The following is a 23,283-nucleotide window of genomic DNA, read 5'->3' as shown; positions in this document are numbered from 1 at the left end:
AATGGCCGCCGGATCCGTCCGGATCTTCCGATCAATCCCTTTGATACCCCCGCCCATGTCCGAAGCCAGTCCGTGTCTGAATTGCGGTGCCTGCTGTTCCCATTTTCGTGTGTCTTTTTTCTGGGGTGAGTGCTCATCCTCTGGCGGGACGGTGCCCGATGAACTGGTCGCGCAGATCACCCCGAGCCGGGTGGCAATGATCGGCACCGATCGCAAACCGGCGCGTTGCATGTCCCTGGCGGGTGAGGTCGGCAGCGCTGTGGCCTGCACGATCTATGACAAGCGCTCGAGCACCTGCCGCGAGTTCGAGGCGTCGTGGGAGAACGGCGAGCACAATCCCGACTGCGACAAGGCCCGCGCCGCCCACGGCCTGCCCCCCTTGCCGCCACACTGGAATGATCTGCCGCTGGAGCGCATTGCCTGAGCCTTAGCGCAAATCGCTATGAGGCTAATGGCAAAATCATTACCACCAATATGCCACTACGGCTTGCAGCCGGAAAACCGCCTCTATACTGCTTTCATTCGCCTGCGTTGATTGACGCAAGGGCCAGATGAATCCGAGACGGGGCATGCTATGGAGTGGCTTGGTTTGCAGTTTGTTGCCGAGCTGCCGGCGAGCGGGCAGATTCTCCTCGATTGCAGCCACAACCCTTTGTTGGTGATGGTGGCCTATCTGGTCGCCTGCGCGGCGAGCTTCGCCACCCTGGACATGGCAGAGCGCCTGGTGCATGCCGAAGATCCGGGGTCGCGGCGAATCTGGCGCTGGATCGGCGCGACCTGCCTGGCCGGCGGCATCTGGGCCATGCACTTCATCGGCATGCTGGCTTTCCAGACCCCCATTGATATTCAGTACGACCTCGGCATCACCCTCTTGTCGTTACTGATCGCCCTGCTCGCCTCGTGGCTGGCCATGCATACCCTCAGTGAGGTGCAGCCGAGCGCGTTGCATTGCCTCAAGACCGCATGTGTCATCGGTTTGGGCATCGCGGGCATGCATTACGTCGGCATGGCAGCGATGAAGTCGAGCGCCACCGCCTACTATCAGCCAGGGCTGTTCGCGCTGTCGGTGCTGATTGCCATCGGCGCCAGTTTCACCGCGCTGTGGGTGGCGCGCTATTTGAGCGAAGGCAGTGGCGTGGCGCATCAATTGCTCAAGTACAGCGCGGCACTGATTCTCGGCGCCGGCATCATCAGCATGCACTTCACTGGCATGGCTGCGCTGGATCTGGTGCTTCCCGAAGGTGCCCTGGCAGCGAGCGGCAGTGAAACCGGGCATTTGCAACTGGGCCTGACCGTGGCGCTGATCATCCTGTTGATCCTCGGCAGTGCGATCAGCGCCGCCCTCGCCGACAAGAAACTGCAGAACAAGGAAAACGACCTGCGCCGGGTCAACGCCTTGCTCAGTCAACTCGATCAGGCGCGCATGTCCTTGCAGCAAGCGGCCAATTACGACGCGCTGACCAATCTGATCAACCGCCGTGGTTTCAACCAGATGTTCGCCGAAAAACTCAGCCAGAAAACCAGCGAGGGCGGCATGCTCGCGGTGATGTTTCTCGACATCGACCACTTCAAGCGCATCAACGACAGCCTCGGCCATGACGCCGGTGACGCGCTGCTCAAAGTCATCGCCCAGCACATCAAAAGCTCGGTACGCAGCCATGAAGACGTGGTCGCGCGGTTCGGCGGCGACGAGTTCTGCATCCTCATCAGCCTGCGTGACCGCGAGGAGGCGCGCGGCATGGCCCAGCGCATCATGCACAAGATGAAAGAGCCGATCGAACTGGCCGGCCGGCGCATGGTGATGACCACCAGCATCGGCATCAGCCTGTTCCCCGAAGACGGCACCACTTGCGAAGAGCTGCTCAAGCACGCCGACCTGGCCTTGTACCAATCCAAAGGCGCCGGGCGCAACGGTCTGCACTTCTTCAATTCCAGCCTGAAGACCCGCGCCAGTTTCGAGCTGCAACTGGAAGAGGAACTGCGCAGTGCGCTGCGGCAAGACCACGCGCTGATGCTCTACTACCAGCCGATATTCGAAGTGAAAACCGGACGCGTGACCAAACTCGAAGCGCTGATTCGCTGGCAGCATCCGGTTCACGGTTTGCTCACGCCGGATCGCTTCATCGGTATCGCCGAGAACAACGGTTTGATTGCCGAACTGGACAACTGGGTGCTGCGCCGCGCCTGCAAGGATCTCGGCGAGCTGTCGCGGCATGGTTGTGCCGAATTGAAAATCGCCTGGAACTGCTCGCCGCTGAATCTGGCGCGCGAAGAGCTGGCCGAGGAGATCGAGCACGCCTTGCACACGGCGGGCGTTGCCCCGGAACGCCTGGAACTGGAGGTCACCGAAAACGCCTTGATGGGCAATATCGCCGACACTCTGGTGCTGTTGCGGCAGATCCGCGCCCTCGGTGTGTCGCTGTCGATCGATGATTTCGGCACCGGCTACTCGTCGCTGGCCTACCTCAAGCGCCTGCCGCTGAACACCCTGAAGATCGACCGCTCGTTCATCCTCGACATCCCCACCGCCACGGCGGACATGGAGATCGTCCAGGCGATCATTGTCATGGCTCACACCCTGCATCTGCAGGTAGTCACCGAGGGCGTCGAGAGCCTGGAGCAATACGAGTTTCTCGAGCGTTCGGGCTGCGATTTCATTCAGGGTTATCTGCTCAGCCGCCCGGTGCCGCTGGACGAATTGCGCGCGGTGCTCGATGAAATCAACCAGCGCAAACCCGTCCTCGGGGTCAATCCGTTGAGTCTGGCGCGCGATACATTTGCACCAGCGTCGCTGGATCCTTCGCTAAAAAGCCTTGCGCCCCATGCAGGCGCATCAATTGTGCGGCCAATCCGCTGATTGGCGTCGCCGAGCCCTGCTCGCGGGAAAATTTCACCGCCGTGTCGAGATCCTTGAGCAGCGTGCGCACGTGCCACTTGATCGGTTCGAAACGGCTCTCGGCCATTTGCGGGGCAAGGATTTGCAAGGGCTTGGAATCGGCAAAGCCACCGGCCAGCGCCTCGGCGATCAGACTGGCATCGACCCCCGCCTGCTCGGCCAGCGCCACCACTTCGGCAATCACCAGCGCATTGCACGCGACGATCATCTGGTTACAGGCCTTGGTCACCTGGCCGGCACCGATGCCGCCCATGTGCGTGACGCGCTGACCGAGGTTGAGCAGCACCGGGCGCACGCGCTCAAGATCTGCCGCTGCACCACCGACCATGATCGCCAGACTGCCAGCCTCGGCGCCGACCACACCGCCGGACACCGGTGAATCAAGCCAACCCATAGCGGTTTTCTCGGCCAGCTCTGCGGCCATCTCGCGAGTCGCGGTCGGTTCAAGACTTGAGAAATCCACCAATAGCTGGCCGTTTTTTGCACCTTCGGCAACACCGCCAGCACCAAACACCACTTCACGCACCACGGCAGTGTCGGCCAGACACAGCATGACGATGTCGGCGTGTGCGCACAGTTCGGCAGGGCTCGATACCTGTCGGGCGCCGGCCGCAACCAGCGGTGCGCACTTGTCCGGGTTGCGGTTCCACACCGTCAGCGGATAACCCGCGGCCAGCAGACGCCGGCACATGGGCAGGCCCATCAGGCCGATTCCGGCAAACCCCAACGAAGGTAGCGTTGACATCATTTCGCCTCTTTTCGATTAAAGATCACCGAATCATGGCCGATTCATCAACGATCAGGAAAGGATTCCGCCCGGCGATCAGACCAGCCAGCACTACGACGCCCGGGCCGTATTCGCGCACACAAGACGCGAGATCTTATTCCGTGAGGTTCGCCGGCACTGTTCGGCGGGCCAACCCAGTCCAGGTAAATGGCGCACCATGACCTCTAAAAACAACCCCGCCAGTGCAACAGCCGATCTGACCCTGAGCCCCGCCGCGAACAGCACGTCATTGTCCAGACCGACGCCGCCCGCGCGCCCGCTGTCGACCCAGCAATACCTCTACTTCACCGAAACCAACACCGACCGCATCCTCGATAACCTCGACGGCCTGCGCGATTCGGTGTTCCCGCGCCCGGCGCATCAGGAAGGCGACAACGAGCAGCACAACGATCAGGAATTTCCCTCGGTGTGCCTGATCGGCCTCGGTCGCTGCGGCTCCAACATCGCCCTCGACGTGGCGGAGCTGGTGTACAACGCGCGCAAGTTCTACCTCAACGAATTCAACAACGAAGATCGCCCGACCGACCGGCGTCTGGCCGACAAGGGCCACAGCCCGGCGCAGTGGATCAAGAACAATCTGCGCATCGGCACCAGCAAATCGACCAAACCGGTGTTTCTGGTCGAACCGCTGGTGATGCTGGGCGACCTCGACAAGGACATCGCCGGGCGCATCCGTTTCTCGCGCAAGGGCGAGAAAAGCGGCTTCCTGCGCGACTACAGCAAAATGAAGATCATGGACTTGTCCGAAGTCCACGCCGGCGGCGCCGGTAACGCGCCGATCCTCGGCCAGTACCTGGCGAAGATCATCCTCAACAAGGACACCCAGCACTTCTCCAGCCCCGACTGGAAAATGATCCACTCGTACCTGATCGACAGCTGCGGGATCAAGGCCAACCAGTCGCGCCTGTATTTCTCGATCTTCAGTGCCGGCGGCGGTACCGGTTCGGGCATGGCCTCGGAGTTCGGTCTGGCGCAGCAGCACTCGTACATGAACAAGACCTTCGACACCAAGCCGATGGACGAGCATGACGGCAAGAGCGGTCATTCGTTTGTCTTTGAGCCGATCTTCACCAGCGGCATCTGCGTGCTGCCGAACATTTCCGACCACCGCAGCGAAATGTCCGAAGCGCTGCACATCAACGCCGGGCGCCTGCTGTGCAAATACCTGTCGGAGGAATGGGATTTCTCCTACAACTTCGCCAATGAAGACAGCAGCGAAGCCAGCGTGATGGGACGCATCCGCCCGTGGAATGCGATGATGCTGATCTCCAACGACATCATGCGTTACGCCGAAGAAAGCGATGACGGCAATATCCAGAACATTGATGTCAATGCCATGGAGAAGCACGCCAACCAGTACATCTCGCAGCAGATCTTCAACATTCTGACGGCGCAGGCAGTCACCACCGACTACGACCAGAACTACTTCCGCCGCGCCGGCATCGACATCGGCGAAACCATCCGCCTGGACGCCAACGACCTGTTCATGAGTCTGGCCGGCCCGGTGGCGATTGCCTACGCCGAATCGGTGGTCCCGGAAACCCCGCCGCCGAGCAGCGACAAGTTCAAGGTCTTCGATAAAGAGCCGCAGCGCCTGAACATCGACGACCTGTTCTTCCGCTCGATCGACCTGCCGCACTTCAACAAGGTCACTCAGGCCATCGAAGGCATCAGCCTGCTGCCGATCGAATCCAAGCGTTATCGCGCTTCGCTTGAGCAGTACAAGAATTCCGGCTACGACGCCGCCGCGCTGCACGACCTGCACTTCTTCAAGAATTGCTCGTCGGTGGTCTCGATCGTGTCGCTGCCGAAAGACTACAAACTGTCGTACATGGATCTGAACCGGTTGAAGACCCACCTCAACAGCCTGTTCCCCAACACCACCCTCAAGCGCTATGCGCTGGTAATCGGCGCTTCGGCCAACCTGTCGCTGACCACCCTGATCGCCAAGAGCCCATGCCTGTCGGACGATTTCCTGACCTTGATCGTGGCGTTCATCAAGCGCTGCTTCGCGAAGAATCCGTACCGTTTCGACGAGACGCTGGATAACTCGATTCTCGACTTCATCATTCAGGAAGACTTCGACGAGGAGCGGATCGACGACCTGCTCAACGAATTCGAAAACCCGGCGAAGATCCTCGATACCAACTGGTACGCGATCAAACCGATGTACGAAAAGAAATACCGTGAGTTGATCAACGACAAGGACAAGTTCGTCTCGATCAATGACATTCGCCTGTCGCGTGATTGCGTGAAGAAGTCGATCAAGTACCTGCGCGAGATCTACCGCCACCGGATTGGCAAGACCAAGGTGATTTCGCTGAATAACCATACCGGGAAGACGTTCTCGGTCTGATCCAGAAACGAGTTGACGCCATTCGCGAGCGGGCTCGCTCCCACAGGAAAGTGCATTTCCAGTGTGGGAGCGAGCCTGCTCGCGAAGGAGCCCTCGACTTCACCGACAATTCAGCTTTACGAACATCCAGAAACAATTAAGCGACCCTCGGGCCGCTCCATAAACTGTTCCCGTTACGTTTACGTCACCGTGAGGCGTGGCATTTCTCCACGGCAAGGTGCCATCACGCTACTCCGCTACACACTTGCGGCGCGGCAATCGAGGCACCAAAAGGGTGCAGGCAATTAAACGGCCGCCCTTTCCTGGATCAGAATCCACGGCGAAACCACCACGGCCCACAGCTGCGGATCACGTTCGAAAATATCCAGTGCCCGCGTTTCAGACAGCTTGGCGACCTTGTCGTCGGCCAGCCAGGCCGCGACTTTCTCGCCTTCATCCGATGCCACGGCCTCGGCGGCGGCGATCAAATCCAGGTCAGGGTCGACCCACAATAGGGCACCCTTGGCGAAGAACGGCTCCAGCTCTTTCCAGGTAATAGATGCCGTTTCACCAAGCAGCTTGGCATAGAGGGTGCTAGGTTCTTGATTCATGGGAGCTGTCCGGAAAAGAAATCGACGCGAATGATAACGTCGGTGGTCCGGCAGAAAAACCCGGTTGCAAATCGCTGCACCGAACGAAAAGAGCAGGAACGCCAGGGAATGCTGCCTTTTGGGATATATGCCCCCGATTGCCCCGCCGCAATTCTGTCTCTTTCATTCAAAAATGCGACACCCCCAAGTTTTGCCCCGTGGCGCCCGCTTCCCAGTTGATCAAGCGGCGCTCTACACTGTACCGGTACAGTTGCCGGGGCATTTTCCGGAGGGTATCGCAAAGATATCTGACCCGGTTCTGCTGCTACGGCGCCAGAACTCTAAAAAATACAACAGTAAGAGTGGAGCACTATGACTAAGGCTACTAAGCAGATTTCCAAACTGTTTGCCGCTATGGTTCTGGCCGGGGTTGCCAGCCATTCGTTCGCAGCTGACACCATCAAAATCGGTATCGCCGGTCCTAAAACCGGTCCAGTAGCCCAGTACGGCGACATGCAGTTCAGTGGCGCGAAGATGGCCATCGAGCAGATCAACGCCAAGGGCGGCGTCGACGGCAAGAAACTCGAAGCCGTTGAATACGACGATGCCTGCGATCCGAAACAAGCGGTAGCGGTAGCGAACAAGGTCGTCAACGACGGCGTCAAGTTCGTGGTCGGTCACCTGTGCTCCAGCTCCACCCAGCCAGCGTCGGACATCTACGAAGACGAAGGCGTGATCATGATCACCCCGGCTGCCACCAGCCCGGACATCACCGCCCGTGGCTACAAAATGATCTTCCGCACCATCGGTCTCGACAGCGCCCAGGGTCCTGCCGCCGGCAACTACATCGCCGATCACGTGAAACCGAAAGTGGTTGGCGTGCTGCACGACAAACAGCAGTACGGTGAAGGCATCGCCACCGCCGTGAAATCGACCCTTGAGAAGAAAGGCACCAAGGTTGCCGTCTTCGAAGGCGTCAACGCTGGCGACAAGGACTTCTCCGCAATCATCGCCAAGCTCAAGCAAGCCGGCGTCGACTTCGTCTACTACGGCGGCTACCACCCGGAGCTGGGCCTGATCCTGCGCCAGGCTCAGGAAAAAGGCCTGAAAGCCCGCTTCATGGGTCCGGAAGGCGTGGGTAACGACTCGATCACCCAGATCGCCAAGGACGCGTCCGAAGGCCTGCTGGTGACCCTGCCGAAATCCTTCGACCAGGATCCGGCCAACGTTGCCCTGGCTGACGCGTTCAAAGCCAAGAAGGAAGATCCGAGCGGTCCGTTCGTGTTCCCGTCCTACTCGGCAGTGACCGTGATTGCCGAAGGCATCAAGGCGGCCAAGTCCGAAGACGCGACCAAAGTGGCTGAAGCCATCCACGCCGGTTCGTTCAAGACCCCTACCGGCGACCTGAGCTTCGACGACAAGGGCGACCTGAAGGACTTCAAATTTGTCGTGTACGAGTGGCACAACGGCAAACCTAAAACCGAAGTTTCGCCTCAGTAAGGCCTTGCCCGACTGACTGCCAATAAAGCCCACGGCGTGCCGTGGGCTTTGTTTTGCGAATGTATGGGCCGCGCTGGCGTGATCCGCCAGTCGACCCACCTGAAAATCTCAAAACCGTCATCAGCGGTTCGCTGGCAAAACCCGGATTCGAAGTGGATAGAGATCCACGGGGCCGGGCGGGAAAATGACTCCACCAGTGAAATGCGTACAGGTTTTTAGGAGCGCTGTAATGCCTGACCTCTATCACTTCTTCCAACAGCTGGTTAACGGCCTCAACGTTGGCAGCATGTATGCCCTGATCGCCATCGGCTACACGATGGTCTACGGCATCATTGGAATGATCAACTTCGCCCACGGCGAGGTGTACATGATCGGTTCCTACGTGGCCTTCATCGCCATCGCCGGGCTGACCATGATGGGACTCGACAGTGTCCCGCTGTTGATGACCGCGGCGTTCATCGCCAGCATCGTCGTCACCAGTTCCTACGGTTACAGCATCGAACGGATCGCCTACCGCCCCCTGCGCGGCAGCAACCGTCTGATCCCGCTGATTTCTGCCATCGGTATGTCGATATTCCTGCAGAACACCGTTCTGCTGGCGCAAGACTCCAAGGACAAAGCTATCCCCAACCTGATCCCGGGCAACTTCGCCTTCGGTCCGGGTGGCGCACAAGAAGTGCTGATTTCCTACATGCAGATCGTGGTGTTCGTGGTGACCCTGATCGCCATGCTCGGCCTGACCCTGTTCATCTCCCGTTCCCGTCTGGGCCGCGCCTGCCGCGCCTGTGCCGAGGACATCAAGATGGCCAACCTGCTCGGCATCAACACCAACAACATCATCGCCCTGACCTTCGTCATCGGTGCTGCGCTGGCCGCCGTTGCCGCAGTGCTGCTGAGCATGCAATACGGCGTGATCAACCCCAACGCCGGTTTCCTCGTCGGCCTCAAGGCCTTCACCGCTGCGGTACTGGGCGGCATCGGCAGCATCCCCGGGGCCATGCTCGGCGGCTTGGTGCTCGGTGTAGCGGAAGCGTTCGGTGCCGATATCTTCGGCGACCAGTACAAGGACGTCGTTGCGTTCGGCCTGCTGGTTCTGGTGCTGTTGTTCCGTCCGACCGGCATTCTGGGCCGTCCGGAGGTTGAGAAAGTATGAATAGGAATCTTAAACAGGCACTGTTCAGTGCCTTGCTGGTGTGGGCGGTGGCCTACCCGGTACTGGGTTTGAAACTGACCATCGTCGGCATCAATCTGGAAGTGCACAACACCAGCCCTGCGGTACTTGCGACCATCGCGATCTGCTCGGTGCTGATGTTCCTGCGCGTGCTGTTCAATCAGCAGATCAGCAAGGCCTGGCGCTCTTCGCCAGGCATGCCGCTGATCCCGGCCAAGGCCAGCAACTTCCTGACCCTGCCAACCACCCAGCGCTATTTCATCATTGCGCTGATTCTGATCGCCCTGGTCTGGCCGTTCTTCGGCTCCCGTGGCGCGGTGGATATCGCAACGCTGATCCTGATCTACGTGATGCTCGGCCTGGGCCTGAACATCGTCGTCGGTCTGGCCGGTCTGCTTGACCTCGGTTACGTCGGTTTCTACGCCGTCGGCGCCTACAGCTACGCGCTGCTGTCGCATTACTACGGCTTGAGCTTCTGGATCTGCCTGCCGATTGCCGGCCTGATGGCGGCGACGTTCGGCTTCCTGCTGGGCTTCCCGGTGTTGCGTCTGCGCGGCGACTATCTGGCGATCGTGACCTTGGGTTTCGGCGAGATCATCCGTCTGTTCCTGCGTAACCTGACCGACATCACCGGTGGCCCGAACGGCATCAGCAACATCGAAAAACCGACGTTCTTCGGTCTGACCTTCGAGCGCAAAGCCGCCGAAGGCCTGCAGACGTTCCACGAGTATTTCGGCCTGCAATACAACTCGATCAACAAGGTGATCTTCCTTTACCTGGTTGCACTGTTGCTCGCACTGGCCGCGCTGTTCGTGATCAACCGTCTGCTGCGCATGCCGATCGGTCGCGCGTGGGAAGCGCTGCGTGAAGACGAAATCGCCTGCCGCGCGTTGGGCCTGAACCCGACCGTGATCAAGCTCTCCGCCTTCACCCTGGGTGCTGCGTTCGCCGGTTTCGCCGGCAGCTTCTTCGCCGCGCGTCAGGGCCTGGTGACGCCGGAGTCGTTCACCTTCATCGAGTCGGCGATCATCCTCGCCATCGTCGTATTGGGTGGCATGGGCTCGCAACTGGGTGTGATTCTGGCGGCGATCGTGATGATCCTGTTGCCGGAAATGATGCGTGAGTTCAGCGAGTACCGCATGTTGATGTTCGGTGCGCTGATGGTGCTGATGATGATCTGGCGTCCACAAGGTCTGCTGCCGATGCAACGCCCACACATGGAGTTGCGCAAATGAGCCGCGAGATCCTTAAAGTCGAAAATCTGAGCATGCGCTTCGGCGGCTTGCTGGCGGTCAACGGCGTGGCGCTGACCGTCAAGGAAAAGCAGGTGGTTGCCCTGATCGGCCCGAACGGCGCCGGCAAGACCACCGTGTTCAACTGCCTGACCGGCTTCTATCAGCCTACCGGCGGCAGCATCCTGCTCGACGGCGAGCCGATCCAGGGCCTGCCGGGCCACAAGATCGCCCTCAAAGGCGTGGTGCGGACCTTCCAGAACGTGCGTTTGTTCAAGGACATGACCGCGGTCGAGAACCTGTTGATCGCCCAGCACCGTCACTTGAACACCAACTTCCTGTCCGGCCTGTTCAAGACCCCGGCGTTCCGCAAAAGCGAGCGCGAGGCCATGGAATTTGCCGAGTACTGGCTGGAAAAGGTCAACCTCAAAGAGTTCGCCAACCGCACCGCCGGCACCCTCGCCTACGGCCAGCAACGGCGTCTGGAAATCGCCCGCTGCATGATGACCCGCCCACGGATTCTCATGCTCGACGAACCGGCCGCCGGCCTGAACCCGAAGGAAACCGAAGACCTCAAGGCGCTGATCGGTGTGTTGCGCGAAGAGCACAACGTCACCGTATTGCTGATCGAACACGACATGAAACTGGTCATGAGCATTTCCGACCACATCGTCGTGATCAATCAGGGCACGCCGCTGGCCGACGGCACGCCGGAACAGATCCGCGACAATCCTGAAGTGATCAAAGCCTACCTGGGGGAAGCGTAAATGCTGCAGTTCGAAAACGTTTCCACCTTCTACGGCAAGATCCAGGCCCTGCACAGCGTCAACGTCGAAGTCCGTCAGGGCGAGATCGTGACGCTGATCGGCGCCAACGGTGCCGGCAAATCCACGCTGCTGATGACGCTGTGCGGCTCGCCGCAGGCGCACAGCGGCAGCATCCGCTACATGGGCGAGGAACTGGTCGGCCAGGACTCGTCGCAGATCATGCGCAAGAGCATCGCCGTGGTCCCGGAAGGGCGTCGGGTGTTCGCCCGTCTGACCGTGGAAGAAAACCTGTCCATGGGCGGATTTTTCACCGACAAGGGCGACTATCAGGAACAGATGGACAAGGTTCTCGGACTTTTCCCACGCCTGAAAGAACGCTTCAACCAGCGCGGCGGCACCATGTCCGGCGGCGAACAGCAGATGCTCGCCATCGGCCGTGCGCTGATGAGCAAGCCCAAGCTGCTGCTGCTCGACGAGCCATCGCTGGGTCTGGCGCCGATCATCATCCAGCAGATCTTCGACATCATCGAACAGCTGCGCAAGGACGGTGTGACGGTGTTCCTGGTCGAGCAGAACGCCAACCAGGCGCTGAAAATCGCTGACCGCGCCTACGTTCTGGAGAACGGCCGCGTGGTCATGCAAGGCACCGGTGAAGCGCTGCTGACCGACCCGAAAGTGCGCGAGGCGTACCTCGGCGGTTGAGTGTTATCGCTGCACAAAAAAACGGCCTTCGGGCCGTTTTTTGTTTCCTGAGCACCACCAAGGTAACCCTGTGGGAGCGAGCAGGCTCGCTCCCACAGGATTACAGCTGAATCCGAAATTTTTTATAAATTTCTCGCCCCGCCTGTAACGCATCCCCCCACCCGTTCTCTAGAGGGACAAGCAAGCGCAAACCGCTTGCAGAAACCCTGATAAAAACTGGAGAAACATCATGACTGCGACTACCCGTACCCTGTCCGCTACCGCCCTGGTTCTGGCCCTCGGTTCCGCTCTGAGCATCGCCACTGTCTCCACCGCCCATGCCGCCGATGCCAACATGGAAAAATGCTTCGGCGTGGCCATGAAGGGTAAGAACGATTGCGCCGCAGGTGCCGGGACTACCTGCGCCGGCACGGCGAAAATGGACTACCAGGCCAACGCCTGGAAGCTCGTTCCGAAAGGCACCTGCGCCACCACCGAAAGCAAAACCTCGCCGACCGGCTTCGGTCAGCTCGAAGCCTTCAAAGCCAAGTCCTGATCCACGGCCTGCCTGAGTGACGCCCATGTTCAGTCATCACGAACCGTCCCTGCCGCGCACTCAGGCAGCTCGCACCGAGCTCCCTGCCCGCGCCGGGCTGGGGCTCAAGACCGGGCACTTCCTCGAAGTGCTCGGCTCCGTACCGGACCTCGGTTTCTTCGAAGTCCACGCCGAAAACTACATGGTGGCCGGCGGCCCGTTTCATCATTTCCTCGGTCTGATTCGCCAACAGTACCCGCTGTCATTGCACGGCGTGGGCCTGTCGATCGGTGGCGAAGGCCCGCTGGACAGCCAGCACCTCAACCGCCTCGCCGAGCTGATCGAGCGCTATCAACCGCAAGCTTTTTCCGAACATCTGGCGTGGTCGACCCACGGCCCGGTGTTCCTCAATGACCTGCTGCCACTGGCTTACGACACGCCGACACTGAACCGCGTGTGTGCGCACATCGACCAGGTGCAGAACACTCTGAAACGACCGATGCTGTTGGAGAACCCGGCGACCTATCTGGGATTTGAGCACTCGACGATCGACGAGGCCGAGTTCATCGCCGAAGTGATCCGCCGCAGCGGCTGCGGCTTGTTGCTCGACGTCAATAATGTCTACGTGTCGTGCATCAATCATCAGCGCGATCCTTTGGCCTACCTCGATGCGTTACCGCTGCACGCGGTCGGCGAGATTCATCTGGCCGGCTTCGCTGAAGATTGCGACAACCTCGGCGATCGCTTGCTGATTGACGATCACGGCGCGCCTATTGATCAGTCCGTCTGGGATCTGTACCGGCAAGTGCTGCAACGTATCGGCCCGGTAGCGACGCTGATCGAACGCGATAACCAGGTGCCGGCCTTCGACGTTTTGCTCGCCGAAGCGCAGCAAGCCGAGACGCTGTTGCGCCAAGCGGAGCGTGCGGCATGAGCACGCAAGCGGATTTCGCCGCCGCCCTGCTCAATGCGCAACTGCCGTATCCCAAGGGCCTGTGCAGCCGCAACGGCGCCGATCCGTCGCGGCGTTTCGCGGTCTATCGCAACAACGTGCAGAGCTCGTTGATCAATGCCCTGGCCGACAGCTATCCGGTGGTGCTGCAATTGGTCGGCGAGGAGTTCTTCCGCGCCATGGCAGCGATTTTCGTCCAGAGTCAGCCGCCACACAGTCCGTTGATGAGCCGCTATGGCGAAGACTTCGCCGACTTCATCGCAGAGTTTGAACCCATTGCCGGCGTGCCTTATGTGGCTGATGTCGCGCGACTTGAGCATTTGCGCACTGTTGCCTACCACGCCGCTGATGCGCAGCCGATCCGGCCTGAACAAGTCAGTGCCGCGCTGGCCGATCCGCAGTCGCTGAGTGAACTGTGTTTCGAACTGCATCCCTCGCTGCACCTGCTCGACTCTGCTTTTGCGGTCGTGGCGATCTGGGCCGCGCATCAGCAGGAGCCAACTCTGGCGGGCATTGGCCTCAATCAAGGCCAGCATGCCCTGGTGCTGCGCAATGGTCTCGACGTTGAGGTGTTCGCTCTTGAGGCGGGTGCGAGCGTGTTCATTGGTCATCTGATCCAGGGCTCGCCACTGCTCGCGGCGGCAGAAAACAGCCCGCCGTTCGATCTCGCCCAAACCCTCGCCTTACTGATTGCGCATAACGCGATCACCCAGCTGAATTACAAGGAGTTGCCATGAACGCTTTGGTCTTGCGCGTCATTGCGCTGTTGGAAAAAATCCCGCACAGCCTGATTGCCTTCATCGCGCGTTTTTCCATCGCTGCAGTGTTCTGGAAATCCGGGCAAACCAAGGTCGAAGGACTGGCCGTCGATTTGATTGACGGCACTTTTGAACTGGGCTGGCCACGTTTGGCCGATTCGACGATTCCGTTGTTTCAGAGCGAGTACAACCTGCCGCTGTTGTCGCCGGAAATTGCCGCGCATCTGGCGGCGTTTGCCGAGCATGTGTTTCCGCTACTGATCCTGCTCGGCTTCGCCACGCGATTTTCGGCGCTGGCACTGCTGGGCATGACCCTGACTATCCAACTGTTTGTCTACCCGGATGCCTACCCGACCCATGGCACTTGGGCGGCGGTGTTGCTGTATCTGATGGCGACCGGGCCGGGCAAATTGTCGATCGATCATCTGATTGCCCGCCGATTCCAAGGCTGACCTGAAACTGTAGGAGCTGCCGAAGGCTGCGATCTTTTCATTTTTTGAAGCAAGATCAAAAGATCGCAGCCTTCGGCAGCTCCTACACAAGTTCGATGTCAGGACTGGAGTCGATCCAGCGCCTCGCCACTGCGCTTGAACCAGCCCATCAAATAATCCGCGAGCACCTGCGTGCGTTTCGGCAATCCACCCTGATACGGGTGCACCAGATACATCGGCATGCGTCGGGTCTGGTAATCGCGCAGCAACCAGCGCAAGCGGCCGTCCGCCAGTTCCGCTTGCAGCAGATACGACGGCAAACGCGCGATGCCGGCGCCGGACAGCGCTGCTTTCTTCAACAGGCTGTAGTGATTGCTGGCAAACGGACCCGAGACCCGTACCCGCAACAACTCGTGCTGCTGGTGATACAGCCATTCTTCGCGACCGCTGTAATGGCTGTTGAGCAGGCAACGATGCTCGGCCAAGGCATGCGGCGTCGCCGGCTCGCCGAAGCGCTCGAGGTAGGCCGGGCTGGCGCAGGTCATTTCGTGCCACGCCAACAGCGGCCTGGCCACCAGCCGATCGTCATTGGCCACTTCGGCGCGAATCGCCAGATCAAAGCCATCGCGGGCCAGATCGCGATAGCTGTTGTTCAGCTCCAACTCGATCTGCACCTCCGGGTATTGCCCGGAAAACTCCAGCAACAAGCCATCGAAGAAGGTCTCGCCGAGCGACACCGGAACCGTCATGCGCACCGGGCCGGCCATGTCGTCCTTCAACCGCGCCAACGCCTGCCGTGCGCGTTCGACCTGAACCACCAGCGCCTGAGCCTGCGGCAGCAGCGCCGCCCCTGCCGCCGTCAGGCTCAAGCGTCGGGTCGTGCGTTGCAGCAGCACCACACTGAATTGCGCTTCAAGCTGGCTGATGCGCTTGGAGAGTTGGCCCTTGCTGCAGCCCAACTGCTGCGCGGCCAGGGTAAAACTGCCGGCTTCGATCAGCACGGCAAACGCGGCAAGGTCATCCATTTCGCTCATGGATTGTTTCCATTTGAAAACCAAAGGTTGCCTATTAGTGCGCTTATCCGCAGAAAAAACCACTCTAGACTGAAACCTCATTCACACACATGAGGTACAGCTCGATGAAAATCCTGTTGATAGGCGCAGGCGGCACCATCGGTTCGGCGGTGGACAAAGAGTTGTCGCAACGCCACGAGGTCATTCGTATCGGTCGCAACAGCGGTGACTTGCAAGTGGATATCAGCGACAGCGCGTCGATCCGCAAGCTGTTCGAACAGACCGGCAAGTTCGATGCGCTGATCTGCGCGGCGGGCAACGTGACTTTTGCAGCGCTGGACGAGATGACTGAGGACAGCTTCGCCCTCGGCCTGAAAGACAAGCTGATGGGCCAGGTCAACCTGCTGCTGATCGGCCGCGAGTACGCCAATGACGGCGCCTCGTTCACCTTCACCACTGGCGTACTCAGCCACGACCCGATTCGTAGCGGCGCCTCCGCAGCGCTGGTCAACGGCGCCCTCGACAGCTTCGTCCGCGCCGCCGCCATCGAACTGCCGCGTGGTTTGCGGGTGAATTCGGTGAGCCCGACCGTACTGACCGAAGCCCTGGGCAAATACGCGCCCTACTTCCGTGGCTTCAAGTCGGTTCCTGCAGCGGAAGTGGCATTGGCCTACGCGAAAAGTGTCGAAGGCCTGCAAACCGGTCAGACGTTTCACGTCGGTTAATGCCCTTGTGATGAACGGTCAGGCTGCGTAACGTGGCGACACTTGTCTGGAGAACCAAAGATGCGTGTTGCCCGTTCGATCGTCCTCGTTGCCCTGCTGCCGTTGTTTGCCGCCTGCCAGTTGTTCGACGGCCAGCGTGAAAGTGTGTCCCATGCCGGGCAGACGCGGATGCAGGGGCAACTGACCGCCGCCGACGGCAAACTGGTGTTTCAGCCGTGCCAGGAGCAGCGGCAACTGGTGGTCAACGACATCGGCGGCACCAGCGTCCTGCAAGAAGCCGCCACCCTCGCCGACGAGCAGGGCAAGCTGTTTGCCGATGTGCGCGGCAAGGTTTCCGGCGATCGTCTCGACCTCGGCCAGTTGTATCGCGTCGAGCGTTCGGGCGCGGCCTGCGACGATCCGAATTTCAAACTGCTGATCCTGCGCGCCGCCGGCGATGGCCCGGAGTGGAATGTGAAGGTCAGCGGCAAAGGCATGGTCATCGAGCGCGACGGCCAGCCGCCGCTGGCCGTGCCGTATGTGGAAGAGCAACTGGGCGACGGCCGCTTCAATCTCAGCAGCGAAGCCAACAACCAGCGCATCGAATTGTGGGTCGCGCCACAGCGCTGCGTCGACAGCAGCACCGGCAGCGTGCAGCACATGAGCGCCGAGTTGCGTATCGACGGCCAGGTCCAGCGCGGCTGCGGCTATTTCGGCGGCGCGCGTAACGACTGATCGTTTTTCCCCCACGGATCCGCTCGCGGCGGCTTATAATCGCCGCCTTCAAACGCCCTGGCGCAGTTGTGCGCCCCGCGAATCCGGATCCCCGCCATGTTACGAATCACTGAACTCAAGCTGCCAATCGACCATCCCGAAGAAGACCTGCGCACCGCCATCGTGCAACGCCTGGGCATCGCCAGCGATGATCTGCTCGATTTCACCTTGTTCAAGCGCAGCTATGACGCGCGTAAAAAGTCCTCCGAACTGTGCTTCATCTACACCATCGACCTCAACGTACGCGACGAGGCCAGAGTGTTGGGCAAGTTCGCCGACGACCGTAACGTCAACGTGGCGCCGGATGTCAGCTACAAATTCGTCGGCCAGGCACCGAGCGATCTCGGCCAGCGGCCGATCGTCGTCGGTTTCGGCCCGTGCGGCATCTTCGCCGGCCTGCTGCTGGCGCAGATGGGCTTCAAACCGATCATTCTCGAACGCGGCACCGAAGTCCGTCAGCGCACCAAGGACACCTGGGGCCTGTGGCGCAAAAGCGTGCTCAATCCCGAGTCCAACGTACAGTTTGGCGAAGGCGGCGCGGGCACGTTCTCCGACGGCAAGCTGTACAGCCAGATCAAGGACCCGAAATTCCTCGGCCGCAAAGTCCTGCACGAGTTCGTCAAGGCCGGTGCGCCGGAAGAAATCCTCTACGTCAGCAAGCCGCACATCGGTACGTTCCGCCTGACCGGTATGGTCGAAAACATGCGCGAGCAGATCCGCGAACTGGGCGGTGAAGTGCGCTTCCAGGAGCGCGTCAGCGACGTGCTGATCGAAGACGGCCAACTGGTCGGCGTGCAACTGGCCAGCGGCGAAACCCTGCATTCGAAGCATGTGGTTCTGGCCCTCGGCCACAGTGCCCGCGACACCTTCCGCATGCTCCACAGCCGTGGCGTGTTCATGGAAGCCAAGCCGTTCTCGGTGGGTTTCCGCATCGAACATCCGCAGTCACTGATCGACCGCGCGCGCCTGGGCAAATACGCTGGCCACCCGAAACTTGGCGCTGCCGATTACAAACTGGTGCACCACGCCAAGAACGGGCGTTCGGTCTACAGCTTCTGCATGTGCCCGGGCGGCACTGTGGTCGCGGCGACGTCCGAGCCCAATCGCGTGGTCACCAATGGCATGAGCCAGTACTCGCGTAACGAGCGTAATGCCAACTCCGGCATCGTCGTCGGCATCACCCCGGAAGTCGATTATCCGGGCGGCCCGCTCGCCGGTATCGAGTTGCAGGAGCGCCTGGAATCCCACGCGTTCATCCTTGGCGGCAGCGACTACAAGGCCCCGGCGCAACTGGTTGGCGACTTCATCAACGGCAAGCCGTCGACCGAACTGGGCGAGGTCGAGCCATCGTACAAGCCGGGCGTGGCGCTGGGCGATCTGGCGCTGGCGCTGCCGGACTTTGCAATTGAGGCGATCCGTGAAGCCTTGCCGGCGTTCGAGAAGCAGATTCGCGGTTATTCGCTGCACGACGCCGTGCTGACCGGAATCGAGACCCGCACTTCATCGCCGCTGCGCATCACCCGCAACGAGTCGCTGCAGAGCATGAACGTCAAAGGCCTGTTCCCGGCCGGTGAAGGCGCGGGCTATGCCGGCGGGATTCTCTCGGCGGGTGTCGACGGGATTCGCATTGCCGAGGCAGTGGCTCGCGATATCCTCGGCCTGTCTGACTGATCAGCATCAGCTGACCCAACACCAAACCCTGTGGGAGCGAGCCTGCTCGCGAAAGCGGTCTGTCATTCAACGAAGTTGTTGAATGTGACTCCGCCTTCGCGAGCAGGCTCGCTCCCACAGTGGTGTCTGCATTTGGCTTTAGATATTCGCGCGCAGCACCGAGGTCGGCAGCGCCTGTCCGCGCTCGGCACTTGCCGCCACCGCTGCAATCAAATCACCCAGTGCATACCCCTGCGCCGTCAGCCAATCCTGATCGTAATAGGTGTCGGCATAACGCTCGCCGCCATCGCACAGGATCGCCACGATCGACCCCGACTGCCCCGCCGCTTTCATCTGCTGCGCTGCCATCAGCGCACCGATCAGATTGGTCCCGCTCGACCCGCCGACATGCCGCCCCAAACGCTGCGCCAGATAATGCATGGCCGCCAGGGACAGGGCGTCCGGCACCTTGACCATCGCATCGATGACCTTGGGCAGGAACGACGCTTCCACCCGAGGCCGGCCAATGCCTTCGATGCGTGAACCGCAATCCAGACGCAGGCTGGCATCTCCCGTCTGATAAAAATCGAAGAACACCGAACGCTCGGCATCGGCACACAACACGCGGGTGCAGTGCTGGCGATAGCGCACGTAACGGCCGAGGGTCGCGGTGGTGCCGCCGGTGCCGGGGCTGGAGATCAGCCAGGTCGGTTCAGGGTGTTTTTCGTAGCGCATCTGCTGGAAGATCGACTCGGCGATGTTGTTGTTCGCTCGCCAGTCGGTGGCGCGTTCAGCGTAAGTGAACTGATCGATGAAGTGACCGCCATGCTCGCGGGCCAGGCGCTCGGATTCGGCGTAGATCTGCGTCGGATCCTGCACCAGATGGCTCTGGCCGCCGTAGAAGGCAATCTGGGCAATCTTTTCTTTCGAAGTGGTCGCGGGCATCACCGCGATAAACGGCAAACCGAGCATGCGCGCGAAATACGCTTCGGAAATCGCCGTCGAGCCGCTGGACGCTTCGATCACCGGCGCGCCGGGCTTGAGCCAGCCGTTACACAGCGCGTAAAGGAACAGCGAGCGGGCCAGGCGGTGCTTGAGGCTGCCGGTCGGGTGGCTGGATTCGTCCTTGAAATACAACTCGATGCCGGCAAAACCGGGCAGCGGCAAAGGGATCAGGTGGGTGTCGGCGCTGCGCTGGAAGTCCGCCTCGATGATGCGGATGGCTTCGCGGGCCCACTGTCGGTTGTCGCTCATGGTTTCGGTTCTCGTTGAATCAGCCAGAAGATCGGTCTTCTGAAAAAGGTCTGCCGCAAGCTTAGGAAAAATCCCGCAGGCGGCAAAGATACAGCTGAGTCTCAATGTGTCAGGCAACTGCTAGGCTCAGTGCTGCCCGTACCAGACAGCCTGTAACGACATATAACAAAAAAGAATATAACTTTTGTTTTAACAACTAACGGTACGGGTTAGGGTGTTTCACCTTTTTCTTGATTCGATGGAGAGCGACCTTGCCTCTGCGTAGCACTTTCACGCGTTTCTTTCAGTTGGAAGCCGCCAGCGGTCTGCTATTGATCGCCGCAGCCGTTCTCGCGCTGATCATCAACAACTCACCGCTGTCGTGGCTGTACACCGGCCTGCTCGACACTCCTGTGGTGGCGCAGATCGGTGCGTTGAAAATCGCCAAACCCCTGCTGCTGTGGATCAACGACGGCCTGATGGCGATGTTCTTCCTGCTGATCGGTCTGGAAGTGAAACGCGAAGTGCTCGACGGCCAATTGTCCAAGCCTTCGCAAATCGTCCTCCCTGGCGCAGCGGCGATCGGCGGCATGCTGGTGCCGGCGCTGATCTACTGGTTCCTTAACCGCGACAACCCCGCGGCCCTAAGTGGCTGGGCCATTCCGACCGCCACCGATATCGCCTTCGCCCTCGGCGTACTGGCGCTGCTCGGCAAGCGCGTGCCGGTGTCGCTGAAACTGTTCCTGATGACCCTGGCGATCATCGATGACCTCGGGGCCATCGTCATCATCGCAATCTTCTATTCCGGCGAACTCTCGACCCTGTCCCTTGGCCTGGCGGCTGCGTGCATTGCCGCGCTGGTGGCGATGAACCGGCTCGGCGTGGTCAAGCTCGGGCCGTACATGATCATCGGCCTGATCCTCTGGGTCTGCGTGCTCAAGAGCGGTGTCCACGCGACACTGGCCGGCGTGACCCTGGCTTTCTGCATTCCCCTGCGCACGAAAAACGCCGAGCCGTCGCCGCTGCTGACCCTCGAACACGCGCTGCACCCCTGGGTCGCCTACGGCATCCTCCCGCTGTTCGCCTTCGCCAACGCTGGCCTGTCGCTGAGCGGCGTCACCGTCGAAAGCTTCACCCACGACGTACCGATGGGCATTGCTATCGGCCTGCTGTTGGGCAAGACGATCGGCGTGTTCGGCCTGACCTGGCTGGCGGTCAAGATCGGCATCGCCGCCCTGCCCCAAGGCGCCAACTGGGGCCAGGTCCTCGGCGTGGCAATCCTCTGCGGCATCGGCTTCACCATGAGCCTGTTCGTCGGCTCGCTGGCCTTCGAACCGGGCGTGAGTGATTACGCCGGCATGGATCGCATGGGCATCCTCACCGGCTCGATCCTCGCGGCGGTGATTGGTTATGCGGTGACGGCGGCGGCGAGTCGCAAGAATTCACAACTGCAATAACCCCTGTGGCGAGGGAGCTTGGCCCTCGCCACAGATTCCTCGCCTTACAGTTACGCAGCGAACAATCCCCGCGTCATTAGCGACCCGTCCTACAGCCACACTTTCCCCGCCTCGATAACGTCGTGCAGCCCCTTTCCGAGGGGCTGTCGATGATGAACGAAGGGACGATCAGTGGCGCGGAACAAGGACATTCCCCGGGTGCAAAACCCACCGCAGGGCGACGGACAATACCTATCACCCCGCCCCCGAAACGTCGGATATCACAGCCTTTCCCGATTTAAGAAGAGCGAAAAAGAAAACACCGTTCAACGGTGGGCTTAGGGATCGCTGGATCAACGCAAAAGGCCGAATAATCTATGAATGGGACTATCTACACGGCGAGCTTGAAGCCTACCGCGCAAGTGATGGTAGCCATTTAGGCTCTTACGACCACAGAACTGGTGAACAGATAGATCCACCCAAAAAAAACCGTAGTATTAAAAAATATTTATGAGGATTACATGGGACTCAAAGCCAGACTCGAATGGTACGACCAACAAACCGAACTGGGTGAGGGGGAAGAACTGTCGAAAGATTTTGGCGAGGACGGCTCATTAATGGAAGCATTAGGCCTACCGTCGGAAAGCTTCAATAACGGCGGATTTGATGTGAAAGCGGATTGGATCAAGACTCTCCAGCCCCACTTCCAGCATTCCATTCAATTTTCTTCTTACGACTATCAGGTATCGTTTGTTTACCGTGATCAATGGTAGATGGGACTGGAACTGAGAGTGGAATGGTACGACACAGCAACCTTGGAGTTTCAGGGGGAAGAGTCGTCAAAAGACCTGGGTGGTGACGAGTCAGTGTTAAACGCCTTGGGGACTCCCGCCGCGGACAACATCAACAATGGCAGTTTCAACGTCGCTCAAAATTGGCTCGCCACCATGCAGCCGTATTTTCAACATCAAATCGATTTGAGAGTTCACGACTATCAAATTTCGTTTGACTACGGTTAACAGCCCCGGAAGTATTAGCTCCATGCACTTTCTTTTAATTACCGGTTTTTTCCCTGACGAAGCCCAAGATGACTCGTTGCAATTCGAGCTGGATATCACAGGCAGCGAGATGAATGAAAAAGTCGCCCAGCTCATTGAATCCAAGCCTTTGGATGAGGTGGAACCCGGCGAGTTGTTGTTAACTCAGGATCAGGTAACCGCATTGGAAACCCTGCTCAACGTCAGTTTTCCAAAGGGCCTCGAATACTTCATGGGCACCTGCGCCACATACTGAATGAACAATTCACAAGCAAAGAAAAACCCCGACCAGTCACCTGATCGGGGTTTTCTTTTACCCAGCTTCCCGCTTAGTGCGAAACGCGGCTGGTTCCGCCAACGGTGGAGATCCGTACCCGCTCGCCAACGCGGAATACTTCATTCTCCTGAACCTGCTGCACATAGGCGCGCATGCTGCCGTCGTCTTCGCGGACGGTGATTTCCACGCCCTGGGTGCGGGTCAGGCCTTCTTCGGTGGCCGAGCCAAGCAGGCCGCCAGCCACTGCACCGATGACCGCAGCAACGATGCTGCCCTTGCCGCCGCCGATGGCGCTACCGCCGACGCCGCCGACCACTGCGCCTGCTGCGCCGCCGATCGGGGTCTTGGTGCCTTCGATTTTTACCGGGCGCAGGGATTCGATGGTGCCCATGCGAATCGTCTGTACACGACGCGCTTCGTCACGGGAGTAGGAGTCGCCGGTGAGGCTCGATTGGCAGCCGGTCAGCAACATCGCCATCGTCGAAAAAGAAGCAACCAGCAGAACAGACTTACGCATAGCATCA

General features: G+C 59.9%; 25 protein-coding genes. 20 read left to right on the top strand and 5 right to left on the bottom strand.

Features of this window, described 5'->3' with window-relative positions:
- Window positions 1–55 precede the first annotated feature (55 nt).
- Both D8U60_RS23340 and D8U60_RS23335 read left to right on the top strand, forming a co-directional pair.
- On the top strand, window positions 56–424 hold the full coding sequence (locus D8U60_RS23340; RefSeq protein ID WP_024011928.1) for a YkgJ family cysteine cluster protein: 369 nt from the start codon (window positions 56–58) through the stop codon (window positions 422–424).
- 150 nt (window positions 425–574) lie between these two features.
- The gene (locus D8U60_RS23335; protein ID WP_110600012.1) at window positions 575–2,857 is read left to right on the top strand and encodes an EAL domain-containing protein; all 2,283 of its coding nucleotides are present in this window, start codon (window positions 575–577) and stop codon (window positions 2,855–2,857) included.
- On the opposite strand, the gene D8U60_RS23330 is transcribed toward D8U60_RS23335, so the two are convergent.
- Window positions 2,748–3,644, bottom strand: a complete 897-nt coding sequence (locus D8U60_RS23330; protein WP_177435491.1) for an NAD(P)-dependent oxidoreductase — start codon at window positions 3,642–3,644, stop codon at window positions 2,748–2,750. The two genes, D8U60_RS23335 and D8U60_RS23330, sit on opposite strands and share 110 nt — an antisense overlap.
- 196 nt (window positions 3,645–3,840) lie before the next feature.
- On the opposite strand from D8U60_RS23330, the gene D8U60_RS23325 reads away from it, so the two are divergent.
- On the top strand, window positions 3,841–6,039 hold the full coding sequence (locus D8U60_RS23325; protein ID WP_130901038.1) for a hypothetical protein: 2,199 nt from the start codon (window positions 3,841–3,843) through the stop codon (window positions 6,037–6,039).
- A 284-nt stretch (window positions 6,040–6,323) separates the two neighbouring features.
- On the opposite strand, the gene D8U60_RS23320 is transcribed toward D8U60_RS23325, so the two are convergent.
- Window positions 6,324–6,629: a DUF2288 domain-containing protein gene (locus D8U60_RS23320; protein ID WP_016771353.1), complete on the bottom strand. Its 306-nt coding sequence runs from the start codon at window positions 6,627–6,629 to the stop codon at window positions 6,324–6,326.
- A 351-nt stretch (window positions 6,630–6,980) separates the two neighbouring features.
- Here D8U60_RS23320 and D8U60_RS23315 point away from each other — a divergent pair, with 351 nt between their 5' ends.
- The 9 genes from D8U60_RS23315 (at window position 6,981) to D8U60_RS23275 (ending at window position 14,656) form a co-directional block, all read left to right on the top strand.
- Entirely contained in the window at window positions 6,981–8,108 is a 1,128-nt protein-coding gene (locus D8U60_RS23315; protein ID WP_016771354.1) for a branched-chain amino acid ABC transporter substrate-binding protein, read from the top strand.
- 229 nt (window positions 8,109–8,337) lie between these two features.
- Window positions 8,338–9,261, top strand: a complete 924-nt coding sequence (livH, locus tag D8U60_RS23310) for a high-affinity branched-chain amino acid ABC transporter permease LivH (RefSeq protein ID WP_016771355.1) — start codon at window positions 8,338–8,340, stop codon at window positions 9,259–9,261.
- Window positions 9,258–10,514: a high-affinity branched-chain amino acid ABC transporter permease LivM gene (locus D8U60_RS23305; protein ID WP_130901037.1), complete on the top strand. Its 1,257-nt coding sequence runs from the start codon at window positions 9,258–9,260 to the stop codon at window positions 10,512–10,514. Before livH ends, D8U60_RS23305 begins: the two co-directional genes overlap by 4 nt.
- A complete protein-coding gene (livG, locus tag D8U60_RS23300; RefSeq protein WP_016771357.1) occupies window positions 10,511–11,278 on the top strand; it encodes a high-affinity branched-chain amino acid ABC transporter ATP-binding protein LivG in 768 nt (255 codons plus the stop codon). Before D8U60_RS23305 ends, livG begins: the two co-directional genes overlap by 4 nt.
- Window positions 11,279–11,980, top strand: coding sequence for an ABC transporter ATP-binding protein (locus D8U60_RS23295; protein ID WP_003222380.1), 702 nt, complete (start codon window positions 11,279–11,281; stop codon window positions 11,978–11,980).
- A 229-nt stretch (window positions 11,981–12,209) separates the two neighbouring features.
- Window positions 12,210–12,515 carry a DUF2282 domain-containing protein gene (locus D8U60_RS23290; protein ID WP_130901036.1) on the top strand — a complete coding sequence of 102 codons (306 nt, stop codon included), beginning with the start codon at window positions 12,210–12,212 and terminating at the stop codon, window positions 12,513–12,515.
- Window positions 12,516–12,540: 25 nt separating this feature from the next.
- On the top strand, window positions 12,541–13,428 hold the full coding sequence (locus tag D8U60_RS23285; protein WP_130901035.1) for a DUF692 domain-containing protein: 888 nt from the start codon (window positions 12,541–12,543) through the stop codon (window positions 13,426–13,428).
- Window positions 13,425–14,183, top strand: a complete 759-nt coding sequence (locus D8U60_RS23280; protein ID WP_130901034.1) for a DNA-binding domain-containing protein — start codon at window positions 13,425–13,427, stop codon at window positions 14,181–14,183. Before D8U60_RS23285 ends, D8U60_RS23280 begins: the two co-directional genes overlap by 4 nt.
- Window positions 14,180–14,656, top strand: a complete 477-nt coding sequence (locus tag D8U60_RS23275) for a DoxX family protein (protein WP_130901033.1) — start codon at window positions 14,180–14,182, stop codon at window positions 14,654–14,656. Before D8U60_RS23280 ends, D8U60_RS23275 begins: the two co-directional genes overlap by 4 nt.
- A 98-nt stretch (window positions 14,657–14,754) precedes the next feature.
- On the opposite strand, the gene D8U60_RS23265 is transcribed toward D8U60_RS23275, so the two are convergent.
- Complete coding sequence (locus D8U60_RS23265) at window positions 14,755–15,669, bottom strand: LysR family transcriptional regulator (RefSeq protein ID WP_130901032.1); 915 nt, start codon at window positions 15,667–15,669, stop codon at window positions 14,755–14,757.
- A gap of 104 nt (window positions 15,670–15,773) precedes the next feature.
- Between D8U60_RS23265 and D8U60_RS23260 the strand changes: the two genes are divergently transcribed.
- From D8U60_RS23260 to D8U60_RS23250, 3 genes are all read left to right on the top strand, one after another.
- Window positions 15,774–16,373 carry a short chain dehydrogenase gene (locus D8U60_RS23260; protein WP_016771362.1) on the top strand — a complete coding sequence of 200 codons (600 nt, stop codon included), beginning with the start codon at window positions 15,774–15,776 and terminating at the stop codon, window positions 16,371–16,373.
- A 60-nt stretch (window positions 16,374–16,433) separates the two neighbouring features.
- Entirely contained in the window at window positions 16,434–17,087 is a 654-nt protein-coding gene (locus D8U60_RS23255; protein ID WP_130901031.1) for a hypothetical protein, read from the top strand.
- Between the two features lie 96 nt (window positions 17,088–17,183).
- Entirely contained in the window at window positions 17,184–18,797 is a 1,614-nt protein-coding gene (locus tag D8U60_RS23250) for an NAD(P)/FAD-dependent oxidoreductase (RefSeq protein ID WP_130901030.1), read from the top strand.
- A 138-nt stretch (window positions 18,798–18,935) separates the two neighbouring features.
- On the opposite strand, the gene D8U60_RS23245 is transcribed toward D8U60_RS23250, so the two are convergent.
- Window positions 18,936–20,030: a PLP-dependent cysteine synthase family protein gene (locus D8U60_RS23245; protein WP_125918052.1), complete on the bottom strand. Its 1,095-nt coding sequence runs from the start codon at window positions 20,028–20,030 to the stop codon at window positions 18,936–18,938.
- A gap of 251 nt (window positions 20,031–20,281) precedes the next feature.
- On the opposite strand from D8U60_RS23245, the gene nhaA reads away from it, so the two are divergent.
- The 5 genes from nhaA to D8U60_RS23220 all read left to right on the top strand — a co-directional run bounded on the left by nhaA (window position 20,282) and on the right by D8U60_RS23220 (window position 22,738).
- A complete protein-coding gene (gene nhaA, locus D8U60_RS23240; protein WP_123442979.1) occupies window positions 20,282–21,466 on the top strand; it encodes a Na+/H+ antiporter NhaA in 1,185 nt (394 codons plus the stop codon).
- Between the two features lie 259 nt (window positions 21,467–21,725).
- Complete coding sequence (locus D8U60_RS23235; protein ID WP_122612615.1) at window positions 21,726–21,959, top strand: colicin E3/pyocin S6 family cytotoxin; 234 nt, start codon at window positions 21,726–21,728, stop codon at window positions 21,957–21,959.
- 7 nt (window positions 21,960–21,966) lie between these two features.
- Window positions 21,967–22,218: a colicin E3-like toxin immunity protein gene (locus D8U60_RS23230; protein WP_130901029.1), complete on the top strand. Its 252-nt coding sequence runs from the start codon at window positions 21,967–21,969 to the stop codon at window positions 22,216–22,218.
- Window positions 22,219–22,464, top strand: a complete 246-nt coding sequence (locus tag D8U60_RS23225; RefSeq protein WP_130901028.1) for a colicin E3-like toxin immunity protein — start codon at window positions 22,219–22,221, stop codon at window positions 22,462–22,464.
- A 22-nt stretch (window positions 22,465–22,486) separates the two neighbouring features.
- A complete protein-coding gene (locus D8U60_RS23220; RefSeq protein WP_122747593.1) occupies window positions 22,487–22,738 on the top strand; it encodes a pyocin S6 family toxin immunity protein in 252 nt (83 codons plus the stop codon).
- 73 nt (window positions 22,739–22,811) lie between these two features.
- Here D8U60_RS23220 and D8U60_RS23215 read toward each other — a convergent pair whose 3' ends face one another.
- On the bottom strand, window positions 22,812–23,276 hold the full coding sequence (locus tag D8U60_RS23215) for a glycine zipper 2TM domain-containing protein (RefSeq protein ID WP_016771369.1): 465 nt from the start codon (window positions 23,274–23,276) through the stop codon (window positions 22,812–22,814).
- Window positions 23,277–23,283: the final 7 nt, after the last annotated feature.

Origin of the sequence: Pseudomonas sp. Sample_11 (assembly GCF_004307505.1) — a bacterium.
Classification (GTDB): domain Bacteria; phylum Pseudomonadota; class Gammaproteobacteria; order Pseudomonadales; family Pseudomonadaceae; genus Aquipseudomonas; species Aquipseudomonas atacamensis.
Note: the sequence above shows the minus strand (reverse complement) of the source record. Positions and strands in the feature narration are given on the sequence as shown.

Coding starts and splice junctions, on each gene's coding strand:
- D8U60_RS23225 (WP_130901028.1), top strand. CDS start 22,219: ATGGGACTGGAACTGAGAGTGGAATGGTACGACACAGCAACCTTGGAG.
- D8U60_RS23215 (WP_016771369.1), bottom strand. CDS start 23,276: ATGCGTAAGTCTGTTCTGCTGGTTGCTTCTTTTTCGACGATGGCGATG.
- livG (WP_016771357.1), top strand. CDS start 10,511: ATGAGCCGCGAGATCCTTAAAGTCGAAAATCTGAGCATGCGCTTCGGC.
- D8U60_RS23330 (WP_177435491.1), bottom strand. CDS start 3,644: ATGATGTCAACGCTACCTTCGTTGGGGTTTGCCGGAATCGGCCTGATG.
- D8U60_RS23255 (WP_130901031.1), top strand. CDS start 16,434: ATGCGTGTTGCCCGTTCGATCGTCCTCGTTGCCCTGCTGCCGTTGTTT.
- livH (WP_016771355.1), top strand. CDS start 8,338: ATGCCTGACCTCTATCACTTCTTCCAACAGCTGGTTAACGGCCTCAAC.
- D8U60_RS23325 (WP_130901038.1), top strand. CDS start 3,841: ATGACCTCTAAAAACAACCCCGCCAGTGCAACAGCCGATCTGACCCTG.
- D8U60_RS23230 (WP_130901029.1), top strand. CDS start 21,967: ATGGGACTCAAAGCCAGACTCGAATGGTACGACCAACAAACCGAACTG.
- D8U60_RS23305 (WP_130901037.1), top strand. CDS start 9,258: ATGAATAGGAATCTTAAACAGGCACTGTTCAGTGCCTTGCTGGTGTGG.
- D8U60_RS23280 (WP_130901034.1), top strand. CDS start 13,425: ATGAGCACGCAAGCGGATTTCGCCGCCGCCCTGCTCAATGCGCAACTG.
- D8U60_RS23340 (WP_024011928.1), top strand. CDS start 56: ATGTCCGAAGCCAGTCCGTGTCTGAATTGCGGTGCCTGCTGTTCCCAT.
- D8U60_RS23265 (WP_130901032.1), bottom strand. CDS start 15,669: ATGAGCGAAATGGATGACCTTGCCGCGTTTGCCGTGCTGATCGAAGCC.
- D8U60_RS23290 (WP_130901036.1), top strand. CDS start 12,210: ATGACTGCGACTACCCGTACCCTGTCCGCTACCGCCCTGGTTCTGGCC.
- D8U60_RS23295 (WP_003222380.1), top strand. CDS start 11,279: ATGCTGCAGTTCGAAAACGTTTCCACCTTCTACGGCAAGATCCAGGCC.
- D8U60_RS23250 (WP_130901030.1), top strand. CDS start 17,184: ATGTTACGAATCACTGAACTCAAGCTGCCAATCGACCATCCCGAAGAA.
- D8U60_RS23260 (WP_016771362.1), top strand. CDS start 15,774: ATGAAAATCCTGTTGATAGGCGCAGGCGGCACCATCGGTTCGGCGGTG.
- D8U60_RS23320 (WP_016771353.1), bottom strand. CDS start 6,629: ATGAATCAAGAACCTAGCACCCTCTATGCCAAGCTGCTTGGTGAAACG.
- D8U60_RS23335 (WP_110600012.1), top strand. CDS start 575: ATGGAGTGGCTTGGTTTGCAGTTTGTTGCCGAGCTGCCGGCGAGCGGG.
- D8U60_RS23220 (WP_122747593.1), top strand. CDS start 22,487: ATGCACTTTCTTTTAATTACCGGTTTTTTCCCTGACGAAGCCCAAGAT.
- D8U60_RS23315 (WP_016771354.1), top strand. CDS start 6,981: ATGACTAAGGCTACTAAGCAGATTTCCAAACTGTTTGCCGCTATGGTT.
- D8U60_RS23275 (WP_130901033.1), top strand. CDS start 14,180: ATGAACGCTTTGGTCTTGCGCGTCATTGCGCTGTTGGAAAAAATCCCG.
- D8U60_RS23245 (WP_125918052.1), bottom strand. CDS start 20,030: ATGAGCGACAACCGACAGTGGGCCCGCGAAGCCATCCGCATCATCGAG.
- D8U60_RS23285 (WP_130901035.1), top strand. CDS start 12,541: ATGTTCAGTCATCACGAACCGTCCCTGCCGCGCACTCAGGCAGCTCGC.